The following is a 14,144-nucleotide window of genomic DNA, read 5'->3' as shown; positions in this document are numbered from 1 at the left end:
GCCCTCGGGGTGTTCGTGCGCCTTCCCGGAGGTGTCCTGATGCGTCTGATGCGAAGCCTCCATGTCCGTGGGTGTTCGGTGTCCTCGGGGTGTTCGTGCTCCTTTCACGAGGCGCCCCGGTGCTCCTGACGCGACGGAGAATCGCGGGAGTGGTGCTGGCCCTCGCGCTGGCGGGAGCGCTCTCGGCGGGCGTGGCCTCCGGCGTGGAGCGCGTCCGGGGCAGGTCTCGAAAGCGGCCGGAGCCGCCGCCTCCGTTCTCCCAACGAGACAAGGTCCGGGCCCGGGTGGGCGCGGAAGGAACCGTCATTCCGCGGGCGACACCGCCGGTGGCTGCGCGGCCTCTTGAGCCCGTGGTGACCGTGGCTCCCGAGGTTCCGGGCTCCTCCATCGCTCGACGCGAGCGGGACGTGCGGTCCACTCAGGCTCGGGCGAAGCAGCACCCGGCATGGGGTGGCGACGTAGGCGCGGAGGATGCCGGGCCGACAGAGGTGACCGCGCCCGAGGACCACGCCGAGGCGCATGCTCGGGATGCTTCGATGTCGGGACTCACCGCTCGCATCCCCGCGCCCATGCGTGTGGGCTGGACGGTGGTGGAGACCTCCTCCGGGCATGTGCGGCTCCTGGCCGAGGTGGAGCGGCGGATGGGCTTCGGCGCTCCGGTGGAGGTGCGCATCTCCCTGCCTCGCGGCGCGGCGCTCGTCGAGGGCCCCTCGGACTTCATCGTGCCCGAGGGCCCGGGTGGCGACGTCCGCACCGTGGCGTACGTCGTCACGTTCGCGACCGGAGCCCGGCCCACCGAGGACCTGGTGCTGGTGGCGCATGTCGAGGGCGCGTCCTTCGGCGCTCACGCGGAGGAGCACTACGCCTTCGGACGCATGCCCGCCGCCGCGCCGCGCCCCGTGCCTGATGGCCCGCCGTTGTCGCCCGCGCTCATGATGGGCGAGGAAGCCCCCGCGCCCGCCAGCGACACCGGAGAGCCACTGCCCTGACGCGTGGCCGCGGCTCGAATCGGGAGAGGGATTGTCGCAGGTGCGGTGACGTGGGCGGCGCAGCTCCCGGTGGACGGCGAACTCGACAAGCCAGCAGGTCCGCCCTCGACAAGGACCCGGTTGAATTGGTGCCGCGTAGGCCGGGACTGAAGGCGTCCTGTTCGGAAATGTCGGGACATTTCGCGGCACAAACCCCCCGACATTTCCGAACAGCACGCTCCCGGACCGTCCCGGGGACCCGGTGGAGTGCGGGCTCACGGGGACTTGGGTCGGTCTCCGGCCGCTCCCGCGAGGCGCCACCGAGCCCCTTCGCTCCCCGAGTCCCGATGGTGAGGTCGGTGGCTCGGCATCCAGACCCGGCGTCCCGAGCGCGAGGTCGGTGGAGCGGCATCCAGACCCGGCGTCCCGAGCGTGAGGTCGGTGGAGCGCCAGCCGGACCCGGCGTCCCGAGCGTGAGGTCGGTGGAGCGCCAGCCGGACCCGGAGTCCCGATGGCGAGGTCGGTGGAGCGGCAGCCGGACCCTGCGTCCCGAGCGTGAGGTCGGTGGAATGCCATCCGCTCCCTATGTCCCGCACACCACGTCGGCGGACCGGCTCCCTCCCGGGGACGCAAGGGGCCTGCACGGAGGACACAGCCGCGTTAGACACGGGCCTCCGTCGCCGTGGAGGAGCCTCGTTGGAGACCGTCGCGCTGGTGCTGGTGCTGTCGTCCGCGTTCTTCCACGCATCGTGGAACGCGCTGCTCAAGCGGCACCCGAACCCCGAGGTCGGCGTGGTGAGCGTCATCTGCGTCGCCGTGGTGGGCGGTGGGCTGTGGACGCTCGGGATGCAGGGGCAGGCCTTTCCCACGGCACGTGGCCTCGCGTGGGCGCTGGGGGCAGGGGCGTGCGAGAGCATCTACCTGGCGGCGCTGTCCCGGGCGCTGAAGCAGGCGCCGCTGGGGCTCGCGTACACGGTGTCTCGCGGTGGCGCCATGTTGCTGGTGTGGCCGGTGTCCGTGCTGTGGCTGGGCGAGGCGGTGTCGGTGTGGATGGTGTCCGGCGCGGCGCTGCTGGGCGTGGGACTGGTGGTGATGAACCTGTCCCGTCCCTCGGGGCCGGCGGCCACGGGCGTTGCATGGGCCGCGCTGGCCGCCGTATGCATCGCCGGCTATCACCTCGCCTACAAGCTGGCGCTCGGAGAGGGCGCGCAGCCGCCGGCCCTCTTCGCCACGGGGCTCCTCGTCGCGCTGCCGGTGCTCGTCCTGGAGCGGGCGCGGAAGCTCGGGTGGGCCACGCTCAAGCGCGAGGCGCTGGTGCGCCCCGGGCTCGTCATCTTCACGGGCATCATCTGCACGCTGTCCTTCGCGCTCCTGCTGTCCGCGCTGGGCAGCAGCGGCGCGGGCGCGGTGCTGACGCTGCGCAATACCTCCATCACCTTCGCGCTGGCGCTCGCCGCGCTTCAAGGTGAGCGGCTGGAGCGGCGGCAGCTCACGGGCGCGGCGCTCGTCGCCGTGGGAGCGGTGCTGCTGGGCGTGCAGGGCTGAAGGCGCTTGGAGCGGCGGCAGTTCGCCGGGTGCGGCACTGTCGGCGCTGAGTCGCTGGCCGAATGCGCGAGCCTGGTGCCTTACCGCACTGGTGTGGCTTGATGGCGCCTGCTTCGACTCCGGGCCGGGCTGGCGAAGGCGGCGCGTGACGCCGCCAACGCCCCTCAAGGACTACGGCGTCGGAGCCGCCGCCGTCGTCATCCGCTGGAGGGCCGCCTTCGCGTCCGCGTGGTCCGGCTGGAGCTTCAGCGCCGTCTCGTAGGACTGCTTCGCCTCGTCCAGACGCTTCGCGGCCTCCAGCAATTGCCCGAGCGCGTTGTGAGGCTCGGCGAAGTTCGGGTCCACCTGCGCGGAGCCCCGGAAGGACTTCTCCGCGTCCTTCGTGTTGCCCTGCTGGTACAGCGCATGACCCAGGTACAGCAGCCCCAGCGCGTTGCGCGGCTCCACCGCCAGCACGGCCGTCAGCACCTTCTTCGCCTTCGCGCCGTCGCCGCCGCGCAGATAGATGAAGCCCAGCTCGGCCCGGGCCTCCAACTGCGCCGGGTCCTTCGCGGCCACCGCCTCCAGCTCCGTCACCGCCAGGTCCGGCCGGCCGCGCCGCGAGTGGATGATGCCCAGCCGCGCCAGCGCCGCCGTGTCGGGCTCCTCGCCCTCCTTCGGCTTCAGCAGGCCTTCCGCCGTCACGTAGTCGCCCATGGCCAGCAGCAGGTCCGCCAGCGCGAGCTGCGCCACGCGGTTGCCCGGCTCTTCCTTGAGCAGCGCCTCGTATATCGGCCGCGCCTTCGCGCTCACCCGCTTCTTCGAGTACGCGTCCGCCAGCCCCAGCCGGTTCTCCACGGTGGGCGTCAGCGCCACGACTTCCTCGTACTGCGCAATGGCCCCGTCCAGGTCGCCCTTGGCCTTGAGCGCGTCGCCATAGGCGGCCCGGGCGCTCGCGTCCTTCGGGAAGGCCTCCACCGCCGTCTTCAGCGTGGCCACCGCCTCGTCCGCCTTGCCCAGCCCCAGGTACGCCCGCGCGAGGCCCTGGTACGCCTCGGTCGTCTTCCGGCCGTCCTCGGTGCTCTTCTCAATCGCCTTCTGGAAGGCCACCACCGCCTGCTTCTTCTTGCCCTGCGCGAGGTACAGGTGGCCCAGCTGCGTGTACGGCCCGCTGGCGCGGCGCGGCTCCAGCACCAGCGCCTTCTCGAAGGACTTGGTGGCGCGCACGTTGTCGCCGAGCTGGAAGTACGCCAGCCCCAGGTTGAAGTGCGCCTCGGCGAACTTCGGGTCCGCGGAGATGGCCTTGAGGAAGGCCTCGGTGGCCTTGCGCGGGTCGCCCTTCTCGTTCAGCGCCACGCCCAGGTTGTTGTGCGCCTGCTCGTGCTTCGGGTCGGCGGCGAGGGTGCGCTGGTACTCGGCGATGGCGCCGTCCAGGTCGTTCTCCCGCATCAGGATGACGCCCAGGTTGTAGTGCGCCTCCGAGTCGCCCAGCTTCTCGCGGGTGGCCTCGCGCAGCGTCTCCTTGGCCTCCGCGTTGAGGCCCTTCTCCGCCAGCGCCTTGCCCAGGTTGACGCGGGCGACGTTGAGCCGGGCGTCCAGCTTCAGCGCCTCGCGGTAGGCCTCAATCGCGTCGTCCGTGCGGCCGGCGCGCTGCAGGGCCTCGCCCAGGTTGAAGCGCAGCTCCGCGTCCTGCGGGGACAGCTCCGAGGCCACCGAGTACTGGCTGATGGCCACGTCCGTCTCGTCCAGCACGCGCGCCAGCAGGCCTCGCTCGGCGCGCAGGGTGTAGTCCTCGGGGAAGGCGGCGATGGCCGTGTCCAGCACCGTGCGCGCCTTCTCCGCGTCCCCCGCGAGTCGCAGCGCCCGGGCGAGGGCGAGCTTGGGCGGCACCAGGTCCGGCTCGAGCGCCACCAGCTTCGTCAGCGGCTCCACCGCCTTCTTCGGCTTGTTGAGCTGGAGGAAGGCCGTGCCCAGCCGGTACAGCGCGTCCGCGTCCTCGGGGGACTGCTCCAGGCGCGCGCTCTCCACGGCGGCGGTGCGCTCGAGGGTCGCCGCGTCCGGCCCGGGGGCCTGCGCCGTGAGCAGCTGGAGGACCAGGAAGCCGCCTGTCGTCGACATTTATAGGTTCTCCACGTAGGGACTCGCGCGAGCGTCGAAGGTCTTCTTCGCGAGCGCGGTCTTCTTCGCCTCCCACGCCTCCCGCGCCGCCTTCTCCTCCTTCTCGTCCTCGGCGAGGTCGGCGCGCTCCTCCTTCACCTCCGCCTCGCACTCGGACAGCTGCTCCTCGAACTCCTTCGGCTCCAGCCGCTCGCTGCCCTCCACCTTGGACTTGCGGGCCACGGTGAGCCGGGCCAGCTCGAACTTCGCGAAGGCGCAGCGCAGGGACAGCCGCTCCACCTCGCGCAGGCCCACGCTGAGCCGCTGCCGGGCGCGCAGGTACTCCACGCGGGCCTCGGACTCGTCGATGGCCAGCTTCGCCACCTCGCGGGACACCTCGTCGGTGGCGCGGTCCACCTCGTCCTCGGCCGCCTCCTGGCGGGAGCGGGCCCGGCGGATGTTGTCGCGAGCGCGGCCAATCTCGTTGTCGGCCTCGTCGACCTTGTCGATGGCGAGCGCCAGGTCGTTCTCCGCCTCCAGCAGCTCGATGCGCGCCTCGTAGGGCAGCTTCTTCTCCATCGAGTCGGGCACGCGCATGCCGTAGCGCGGGCCGCAGGCGGCGAGGAGGGGCAGGGTGAGCAGGAGAATGCGCTTCATTGTTGGACCGTAGCCTCGAAGCTTCCGAAGATGGTGCGGCCTGAAAAGACGTCCGTGCCGTTGACGAAGGTGACGTGGAAGTCACCGGTAATCCGGCTGCCGGCGGTGACGGGCGTGCCGTCCACGGTCAGCATGCCGACCTCCAGCTGGGGGAAGGTCCGCGCCGGCTCATCGAGCACGCTGCGGCCAATGGCGCCGCGCTGCGCGCCGCCCTCCAGCACCTCGGCCAGGTTGATTTGCAGCGGGCCCACGTAGCCCTCGGGAATCATGTCTCCCACGAAGGCGCTGACCTTCAGCTTCGTGTTCACTCCCGCGCCCTGCGGGGTGATGAAGTTGATGGCCAGCTCGCCCGGAGACCACTGGGCCTCCGAGCGCTCGTAGCGGAGGTCCATGAGCGGGGACGCGCTGCCCTCCAGCTCGCCGCCCTCGGAGGAGCAGCCGCCGGAGGCCAGGAGCACGGCCCCGAGCGCCAGGGCCCGCGCCGCCGCGCGCGGAGCGAAGAGGCTCACTTGCACGCCTTCCACCCTCCGTCCACGTCGGCGCCGGTGAGCGTATTCACATCCTTGAGGACGGCCAGCTCGCGGCGGGCCCCGTCCACGTCGCCGAAGCGGCAGCGCAGCGCGGCCAGGTTGAGGCGCGCCTTGTCGTAGGTGGGGTCCGAGTCCATCGCCTTGGCGTACGCGGCGCGCGCGCCCATGGCGTCACCCGTGTTGAGCAGCGCCCAGCCCAGCGCGTTGTGCGCCGAGGCCCGCGTGTCCTGCAATTCCGTGACGCGGCCCAGGGTGAGCTGAGCGATTCCGTACTGGCGCGCGTCCAGGTACGCCAGGCCCAGCGCTTCCAGGGAGTCGGCGCTGAGCGTGCGCTCGGCCTTCTTGCGCAGCTCCTCCAGGGCGCCCGGCTGCGTGGGCGCGCCCGGCTGCGGCACCGGCAGCGCCGCCGTCTCCGTGCGGCTCCGGCAGCCCACCACCGCGGCGCTGAAGACCTCCAGCGACTCGGCGCGCGAGAGGCACGCCTTGAAGGCCTCGTCCGAGCGCTGCTTCAGCGGCCCGACCTGCTCCTTCACCGCCGCCTGGAACTGCTGCGACTCCGCGGCGGACAGGCCCGCCGGCACCGGCGTCCCCTCCACCACGTCCGCGATGTGCCCGTACGCCAGGCCCAGCTTCCACAGCGAGGCCACCGCCCACTCGGGGTAGCCCAGCTGCGCGGCCTGCGTGTAGATGCCCTCCAGGCTCTGCAGGGCAGCGACCTTCTCCTCCACCTTGTCGGCCGGCAAATCCTTGTAGCCGCGGTAGAGGATTTCGCCGAGGTACCACAGGCCCTTGGCGGCCTCCTCCGTCTGCCCGTTGGGGCCCTGCACCGCCTTGGTGAGGGTGGCGATGAGCGCGTCCGCCGGCGCCGTGGGGGCGGTGGCGGCCTGCACCTGCGCCAGCACCGCCGCGGCGCCCGCGCTGCGCGCGTCCAGCTTCAGCGCGGCGTCCGCCGCCGTCTTCGCGCGGGTGTAGTCCTTCTGCTTCAGGCGCGTCTCGGCCAGCAGCACCAGCACCTCGGACTTGCGCGCGCCGGAGACTTCGGCCGCGGCTTCCAGGTTGCGGGCCGCTTCCTTGTACTCACCCAGCGCCATGCGCAGCCGCGCGCCGGCCAGCCAGCCGTCCACCGCGGCGAAGTCGCCGCCGAGCTTCTGGCCCACCTGCTCGAACCAGCTCGCCGCCTCGCCGAACGCCGCGGCCTCCGCCGAGTGCCGGCCCAGCGTCAGCAGCACGTCGGACAGGTACTGGCTCTTCGGGTAGTCCTGCGCCAGCTTCGCGCCCAGCTCGCGCTCGGCCTGCATGTCGCGCTTCTCGCGCGCCGCGGTGAAGGCGCCGTACAGGGCCTTCTCGCCGATTTCGGAGTTCTTGTTCTCGTCCGCCACCTTGACGAGGCCCTGGATGACGTCGCCCGTCTCCTGGGCGCTCGCGAGGGCCAGCTCGTCCAGCGCCTCGGCGCGGCTCTGGGTGAGAATCTTCTGCACGTCCGCGCGGAAGGCGGCCGGCAGCGGCGAGGAGAGGAACTTCTTCCCCGTCTCGTCCAGGCCCTTGAAGTCGTTGACCTGCCGCAGGCTGTCCAGCGCGAGGTTGCCGGCGACGGCGGCTTCCTTGTGCGAGGGGTGGGTGAGGGCGAAGGCGGTGAACAGCTCCGCCGCCTTCGGGTACTCGCCGTCCTCGTAGTAGGCGCGGGCGATGTTGAACTTCACGTTGAGCGCGTTGCCGCTCTGCGGGTAGCGCGACACGAACTCGGCGCCCAAGAGCTTCATGGCCTGGCGCGCGTCCGCCACCTCGAAGGCGTTGCGCTTCTGCGCCTCCTCCGGCTTGAGCGTGGAGAAGTGCGCGAGCAGCGCCGCGTTGAGGGCCTCCTCCTCGCCCTTGGCGTCCTTCGCCTTGGCCTCGTACTGGGCCAGCTCCTCGAACTGGCGCGCGGCCTCCGGGAAGGCGTTGGCGGCGAACAGCGCCTCGGCGCGGTTCTTCATGATGGGCCGCACGTACTGGTCGGGACGGAAGAGGCCCAGGTACGCCTCGTAGGCCGCCGCCGCGCGCAGGTAGAGGTCCTTCTCCTCCTTCTTCTGCGCCGCCACGTGCAGCAGGGTGGAGAGGTCTCTCGCCATCTCCTCCAGCTCCACCAGGTGCTTCTTGCGCTCCACCTCCGCCAGCTCCGGGTCCGTCTTGCTCTGCACGGCCGCGCGCACGAGGAAGCGCAGGTCCTCCGGCTCCGGCATCACCTTGCCCTTGGACGCCTTGATGGCGTCATAGAGCTTCTGCCCGCGCTCCAAGTCGAGCTCCGGGTCATGCTGGATTTCCATCAGCTTGCGCAGCGCGGGGATGGCCCACTCGTACTGCTGCTTGATGAAGTAGCGGTTGCCCAGCTTGTCCAGCGCGAGCGAGTACGTGGCGCGACTGTCGCTGAGCTTCTCGAAGTAGTTGAGCGCGCCCTTGGGGGGCTTGGCCTCGGTGTAGCTGTAGACGAGGTCCAGCAGCGCCTCGCGCTTGACGTTGAGCGCCTTCTTCACGTCCGTGCCGGGCAGCGGCGCGCTGGCGGCGGCGGCCTCGAAGAACGTCACCGCCTCCGCGTGCTTGGCCTGGTTGACGCGAATCCAGCCCATCTTGTAGCGGGCCAGGTCGTGCACCGGCGAGGGCGGGGCCTCGAGAATCGCCTGGTAGTGCTTCTCCGCCTCGACGAGGTCCGCCTTGTCGAAGAAGTGGTCGCCCAGAATCTGCTCCGCCTCCAGCCGCAGCGGGCTGTTGGGGAACTTGCGCGTCAGGTCGCCGAGCGTCTTGAGCATCTCGTCGAACTGGCCCAGCTCGCGCTGCTCGTGCGCCAGGTAGAACGTCACCTGGTCGCCGTCCTTGAAGTCCGGGTACTCGCGCAGCAGCCGGTAGTACATCTGCACGGCCTTCTGCTTCATCAGCCGCGTCTCGGGAGAGACGATGGCGCCGCTGGCACCCTCGGGCCGGGACTCGACCTGGAGGTAGTACACGTAGCGGCTCTTCTCCACGTACAGCTCGGCCAGCCGGAACTGGAGGTCCGGCAGGTACGGCGCGTTGCGGCTCTTGGAGATGAGCTTCTCCGTCTCGCCGATGGAGCGGTCCACCTTGAAGATGTCGCGCTTGAGCTTGGAGACGAACTCGTCGCGCTCCTTCGCCTTGGACACAATCGGGTTGGCGCCCGGGCCGGCGCGGCCGGGGCTTCCGGGGGCGGCCGCGAGCAGCGCGGCGGCAATCAGGCCGGTCAGGTGGCCGGTCATGGGGTCTCCTCGATGCAGCGGCTCTCGATGTTGACCCGGTACGACTTCAGCTCGTCGTTCCAGTACTCACCGCTGAAGCGGAAGGCGACCTGGGCGGGGGAGAGCGCCTGCTCGTCCTCCGGCGCCACCACCTTCGCGCCCTTCTTCACGCGCTCGTACAGCTTCAGGCCCACTTCGTACTCCATGAGTCGCACCTGCTCGGCGGCGCGCAGCAGGGTGTCTGCTTCCTGGCGCACTGCCTCGGCCAGCCGCGCGTCGTGGACGCGGACCGCTTCGGCGCGGGAAAGGTCATACATCTTGGTGAGGTGCGCGAAGAGCCGGTCGCCGAAGCTGCCGGCGTAGCGGCCCAGGCGCTCGCCCTCGAGGTCCAGCACTTCCACGAAGCGCGCGGCGCGCTGGGTGCCGCCGTGGGCGTTGGCCGCGCGGCGCAGGCGCACGTCCTGGGTGAGGTCCTCGCGCTCGCGCACGGCCTCCAGCGAGTCCGCGAAGCGGCGCGTCAGCTCCTTGGCGGCGCGCTTGGCGGGCAGGTAGTGGCACAAGTCACGGTAGATGAGCGCGCGCAGCAGGTACTTGTCCGGGAGGAACTCGTCGCGGAAGACGGGGGCGTCCAGCGTGGTGAGGATGCCCAGCGAGGCGCGCAGCTCCCCCAGCTTGTAGCGGGTCCACGCCTCCTCCAGGTAGAGGCTGGCGCGGCCCGGGTCCAGCTCCGGCAGCTTGACGAGGTTGTACGCCTCCAGCGCGCCCGTGTAGTCCTTGCGCTCGTAGCGCAGGCGGGCCACCGCGAGCGCCGCCTCGTTGCGCGCCTCGCGGGTGAGCTTCTCGTCCTTGGACAGGCCGAGGAAGTCGGTGATGAGCTCCTCGGAGGGCTCCTTTACCGACTTGAGCCGGGTGACGAGCAGGGCGAACTTCGCGTGGCTGGCCTCGGGGCTCGTCTCGGAGAGCTTGGCGAAGTGGGTGTTGGCCCAGCGCTCGTTGCCCACGCGCAGGTCCACCAGGCCCTGCTGGTAGTGGGCGTACGCGCCCGTCTCCTCCGGCAGGAAGCCGAGGTCCAGCGCGCCGAAGACCTGCTCGTCGATCATCACCTCGTCGTGCGGCCGGTTCGTCAGCTGCTTGAGCGAGTCCAGCGCACGGGGCAGCGCGTTGGGGTTGGAGCGCTCGCGGGCGATGCGCGCGAGGTACGAGGCCCCCGCGTGCGTCAGGCCCAGGTCGATGAGGCTCCGCGCGAGGAAGTACTGGCCCCAGGCGTAGTTCTCGTCCGTCTTCGGCGCCTGCTGCAGCCAGGCGTACAGCGGCCCGGCGGCGGCGCGCGGGTCGCCGTCGAAGTAGTCCTGCAGCGCCTTGTCGAAGACGGCGTTGTCCACCTTCTGCGGCGGGGGCGGAGCGGCCTCGGCGGGCTTGGCGGGAGCCTCGGCGGCAGCGGGCGTGGCCGGTGCACCGGCGGCCGGAGCAGGCGCCGTGCCGGAGGCAGCTGCGGGCTTGCCGCTGGCGGGCGTGGAAGTGGCGCCACCGGCCGGGCGCGGGGCACCGGCGGGAGGCGGGGGCATGGGCAGCGCGCCGCCGCCGGACTGCTGGGCGGTGGCGGGTGCCGGGGACACGAGGAGCGCGGCGCTGGCGAGCGCGGCGACGAGTGAGCGGGGATTCATTCCGTGGCGCCGAAGTTGAACGCGGTGCCGAGCTGGACCGAGAGGACGTTGTTGATGCGCGACGTACCGGCGAAGACGACGTTGTTCGTCACGTCCAGCCGGAAGGAGAGCGTCGGGCCGCTGAAGAGCCGCAGGCCCACGCCCACGTTGGCCGCGGGACGGAAGCCGTCCGCGCGGTTGATCTTCACCACGGTGCCGCCGCCGAGGAGGAACGCCTCGAAGTGCAGCACCCGGTTGTTGAGGAAGGCGAACTTCCCGTACAGCGGGCTCCAGACGAGGTCCGAGCCCACCATCCACTGGACCTGGTCCTCGTAGGCGGACGCCGTGGGGGCCACCTCGAAGTCGCGCTCCAGCTGGGTGCGCAGGGCCGTCTGGACGTTGTAGCTGTAGGTGCCGCGTCCCACCTGCCAGCCGAAGCTGTCGCTGAAGTGGTACGTGTACGCGACGGTGCCGATGAGGCCCTTGTAGAAGGCGTCATCGGGCAGCACGCCGACGCCGAGCGTCAGCTCATGTTGCAGCCGGTACTGGCGCTCCTGGATGGCGGAGACGGTGCCGGGGTTCTCGAGCGCCTCGGCCTGCGCACGGGCGAGGCCGGGCACCAGGAACAGGAGGATGAGCAGGGCGTATCGCACGATGGGGGCTTCCTGGACGGATGGGGGGAACGGGCGCGGAGGGGGCCGCGTCAGTAGCCGACCGAGTTGAAGAGGAACGGGTAGGTGATGATGACGACACCACCCTTGGGGGCGGGGAAGGTCCACGTCTTGAGGCTGGAGAGGATGCAGGCCTCGACGGCGGCGTTGCTGAGCGTGGAGGACTTCGTCTTGGCGGCGACGACGCGGCCGGCGGCGCCGATGGTCCACTCCAGCACCACCTTGCCGGCGAGGCCGGGGTTCTTCAGCAGCGCGCGCTCGTAGCAGCCGTGCACCTCGTTGAGGTGGCTGTTGATGACGCGGGCCACGGCCTCGCGGTCCACGGTGCCCTGGGTGGAGGCGATGCTGCGGGCCGTGGCGCGGGTGACGGTGCCGCCCACCTTGCCCTTGCCCACGCCGCCCACGCCCAGCGCGCCAATGCCGCCGCCGCCCTTGCCGCGCAGGATTTCAGCGCCCAGCGTGGCGCCGCCGCCCTTGCCACCGCCGCCCAGGCCGAAGGTGCCCAGGCCCGCGTTGGCGATGGGGGCCTTCCCGATGAGGCCGGACAGCTTGTAGTTGCTGTTCTTCACGTTCTTGCTGCCCGGGCCGCTGCCCAGCTTGTCCACGGCGGCGAGCAGGTCATTGGTGGCGGGGCCGGCGGCGGACAGCTTGGCCAGCGCCTTGAGCGCCTTGCTCTCCGGCGGGGCGGCCACGGCCTTGGCGGGCTGGGGCGGCGTCTTCTCCACCGGCTTGGGCGGGGCCTTCTCCGCGACCTTCTCCTTCACCGGCTTGGGGGCCTTCTGCTTCAGGGCCTCCAGCTTCTTCTTCGCCTCTTCCTTCTTCTTCGGCTCGGGGGCGATGAGGCGCAGGGCCACGGGCGGCAGGTTCTTCTGCGTGAAGTCCGCCGTCTCCGGGCTCTCCGGCTTGAGGACGATGAAGGACGCGAAGGCGCCGCCGAACATGATGAAGCACGCCAGCGCCAGCCAGGGCATGCCCTGGAAGGGGTTCACCCAGACGCGCGCGGGCTTGGGGGCCGCGTAGGCCACCAGCGACATGTGGCCCTGCGTCAGGCGCGCGGCGGTGCCCTCGCGCAGGGTGAGGAAGCGGCGGCTGCCGTCGGACTCCAGCGCGGCGCCGGTGACGGGGGCGAAGCGGCCGTCATTGCCGCTCTTCTCCACCTCGGTGCCCGGGGGCACGAAGAGGCGGAAGGAGCCGTTGAGCGTCTCGGCGAGGGTGAAGGGCGCGCCCGTCTCCGGCAGCGTGAAGCCCCACAGCGGCATGGCCTCCGGCAGGTCCAGCGAGGCCTGCACCGGCTTCTTCTTGTCGGGCTTGAAGCGGCGCGCGTCGCGGCGGATGGCGCCCCAGTACAGCTCCAGGTAGAGCTGCGCGGAGCCCTTGCCGGGGGCGATGCGCGGCGCGTGCGTGGGCCGGGTGGCGACGCGCTGCTCCTGGAGCAGCGGGCCCGTGGACTCGGGCAGCGGCTCGAGGGCGAGGTCCGCCATCAGGTCGTCCGCGAGCAGGATGCCGGTGTTGACGGCGGGCTGCGGGTCCTGCGTGGCGCGGCGGCGCACCGAGGGCAGGGTGCCGGCCGGCACGGGCACGGGCGCCTGCTGCTGCGAGGGCCACGGCGCGTGCGCCCCCGGAACGGGCATGGGCGAGACGGCCTGCGGCTCGGGCGCCGGCATGGGGACCGGGGTGGAGGGCGCGTACGCGGCCTGCGTCACCACGTTGCTCCCGCGCATGGGGGCCGCGGGCTGCGGCGGCACCGGCCGGAGCGCGGGCTGGGGCGGCGGAGGCTGCGGCACGGCGCGCACGGCGGGGACGGTGGTGGCGAGCGGCTGCTGCGGAGCGACCTGCTGCTGCACCGCCGGACGGAGCTGCCGCACGGGCGAGGGCTGCTGCGCCATGGGCGCGGGGGCCACGGGTGGCGGAGGCTGGACGGTGCCGAGCAGCGCGGCGACTTCCGGCGGCGGCTGGGGCTTGGCCTCCTGTGGCCTCTGCGCCAGCACCCGGGTCTTCAGGACGAAGGGGCCGCAGAGCACCTCGTCCACGGAGCGGATTTCGCACGCGGACACGCGGTGGCCGTTGACGAAGAGGCCGATGGCGGAGCCCGCGTCCTGGATGGCCGCGCGCCCGTTCTGGAAGTAGAGCAGCGCGTGGCGCGGCTCGACGGACGGGTCATCCAGGCGCAGGTCGGACGTCGGGTCCGAGCCGAGCGCATAGGTGCCGGGGACGAACACCTCCGTTCCCACGAGGAGTCCGTCGCGGAGGATGACGACTTGCAGGACACTGGGCTGACCGCTCAACGGTGACGCTCCCTTCAAGGGCAGGTGGGCGGTGCTGCCCTATTGGTCGTACACCGTGGAGAGCGTCTCGGAACGGAAGCTCTCGCGCTCGCGGATCATGGACCGCGTCTTCAGCTCCTTGCGGTCATAGAGATAGACGGCTCCGGACTTGTTCGTCTGGCCCTGGATGAGCCGGTCGTCGAAGTCGATACGGGCCGGGCCGCGCTGCGGCGGTGCGGACGAGGCGGCGGCGTCGGGCTCGCCCGTCACCGGATCCGTCACGGCTGTGCCCTTCGTCTCGATTTTCGGCGGGGCCTTGGAGCTGGCCTTCTTGCTGGACTTCGACTTCGCAGAGCGCGCGTTACGGCCGCGGCTCTGGGCCCAGGAGTCACTCGGGGTGATCAGCATGCCGATTCCGAGGAGCTGGGCGACGGCCATGCAGAGGAGGAAGCGTCGCATCATCAACAGGTTAAGCGATGCGTGTACCGACCTGTCAACGCACACTCCAGTTCCATCCTGAATGCGCGCACACATAGGTGTGGGGGGCACTCCACCCCATGTGGGGC

The 14,144-nt window shown here is 71.3% G+C and carries 10 protein-coding genes; 2 read left to right on the top strand and 8 right to left on the bottom strand.

Translation table 11 applies throughout. The annotated features are described in order from the left end of the window. Positions 1–119 precede the first annotated feature (119 nt). The gene (locus G4D85_RS02955) at positions 120–989 is read left to right on the top strand and encodes a hypothetical protein (RefSeq protein ID WP_164007650.1); all 870 of its coding nucleotides are present in this window, start codon (positions 120–122) and stop codon (positions 987–989) included. 675 nt (positions 990–1,664) lie between these two features. Further along, on the top strand, positions 1,665–2,513 hold the full coding sequence (locus G4D85_RS02950) for an EamA family transporter (protein ID WP_240359042.1): 849 nt from the start codon (positions 1,665–1,667) through the stop codon (positions 2,511–2,513). 171 nt (positions 2,514–2,684) lie between these two features. On the opposite strand, the gene G4D85_RS02945 is transcribed toward G4D85_RS02950, so the two are convergent. From G4D85_RS02945 to G4D85_RS02910, 8 genes are read right to left on the bottom strand one after another with little or no spacing between them, the layout of a single operon-like run. Then, the gene (locus G4D85_RS02945) at positions 2,685–4,610 is read right to left on the bottom strand and encodes a tetratricopeptide repeat protein (RefSeq protein ID WP_164007646.1); all 1,926 of its coding nucleotides are present in this window, start codon (positions 4,608–4,610) and stop codon (positions 2,685–2,687) included. Then, positions 4,611–5,246: a hypothetical protein gene (locus G4D85_RS02940; RefSeq protein ID WP_164007644.1), complete on the bottom strand. Its 636-nt coding sequence runs from the start codon at positions 5,244–5,246 to the stop codon at positions 4,611–4,613. Further along, a complete protein-coding gene (locus G4D85_RS02935; RefSeq protein WP_240359041.1) occupies positions 5,243–5,755 on the bottom strand; it encodes a hypothetical protein in 513 nt (170 codons plus the stop codon). Before G4D85_RS02935 ends, G4D85_RS02940 begins: the two co-directional genes overlap by 4 nt. Next, positions 5,752–9,021 (bottom strand): tetratricopeptide repeat protein, encoded by a 3,270-nt coding sequence (locus G4D85_RS02930; protein WP_164007641.1) that lies wholly within the window; start codon positions 9,019–9,021, stop codon positions 5,752–5,754. The genes G4D85_RS02935 and G4D85_RS02930 overlap by 4 nt, the downstream gene beginning before the upstream one ends. Further along, complete coding sequence (locus tag G4D85_RS02925; RefSeq protein ID WP_164007638.1) at positions 9,018–10,664, bottom strand: hypothetical protein; 1,647 nt, start codon at positions 10,662–10,664, stop codon at positions 9,018–9,020. Before G4D85_RS02925 ends, G4D85_RS02930 begins: the two co-directional genes overlap by 4 nt. Continuing rightward, positions 10,661–11,296, bottom strand: a complete 636-nt coding sequence (locus G4D85_RS02920) for an outer membrane beta-barrel domain-containing protein (RefSeq protein WP_164007636.1) — start codon at positions 11,294–11,296, stop codon at positions 10,661–10,663. Before G4D85_RS02920 ends, G4D85_RS02925 begins: the two co-directional genes overlap by 4 nt. A 50-nt stretch (positions 11,297–11,346) precedes the next feature. Continuing rightward, positions 11,347–13,599, bottom strand: coding sequence for an AgmX/PglI C-terminal domain-containing protein (locus G4D85_RS02915; RefSeq protein WP_164007634.1), 2,253 nt, complete (start codon positions 13,597–13,599; stop codon positions 11,347–11,349). A 39-nt stretch (positions 13,600–13,638) separates the two neighbouring features. Further along, positions 13,639–13,986 carry a hypothetical protein gene (locus tag G4D85_RS02910; protein ID WP_240359040.1) on the bottom strand — a complete coding sequence of 116 codons (348 nt, stop codon included), beginning with the start codon at positions 13,984–13,986 and terminating at the stop codon, positions 13,639–13,641. Positions 13,987–14,144 lie beyond the last annotated feature (158 nt).

Origin of the sequence: Pyxidicoccus trucidator (assembly GCF_010894435.1) — a bacterium.
Classification (GTDB): domain Bacteria; phylum Myxococcota; class Myxococcia; order Myxococcales; family Myxococcaceae; genus Myxococcus; species Myxococcus trucidator.
Note: the sequence above shows the minus strand (reverse complement) of the source record. Positions and strands in the feature narration are given on the sequence as shown.

What these genes read in the sequence shown, in the direction of transcription:
- G4D85_RS02945 (WP_164007646.1), bottom strand. Translation starts at nt 4,610, where the DNA reads ATGTCGACGACAGGCGGCTTCCTGGTCCTCCAGCTGCTCACGGCGCAG.
- G4D85_RS02940 (WP_164007644.1), bottom strand. Translation starts at nt 5,246, where the DNA reads ATGAAGCGCATTCTCCTGCTCACCCTGCCCCTCCTCGCCGCCTGCGGC.
- G4D85_RS02930 (WP_164007641.1), bottom strand. Translation starts at nt 9,021, where the DNA reads ATGACCGGCCACCTGACCGGCCTGATTGCCGCCGCGCTGCTCGCGGCC.
- G4D85_RS02925 (WP_164007638.1), bottom strand. Translation starts at nt 10,664, where the DNA reads ATGAATCCCCGCTCACTCGTCGCCGCGCTCGCCAGCGCCGCGCTCCTC.
- G4D85_RS02910 (WP_240359040.1), bottom strand. Translation starts at nt 13,986, where the DNA reads ATGCTGATCACCCCGAGTGACTCCTGGGCCCAGAGCCGCGGCCGTAAC.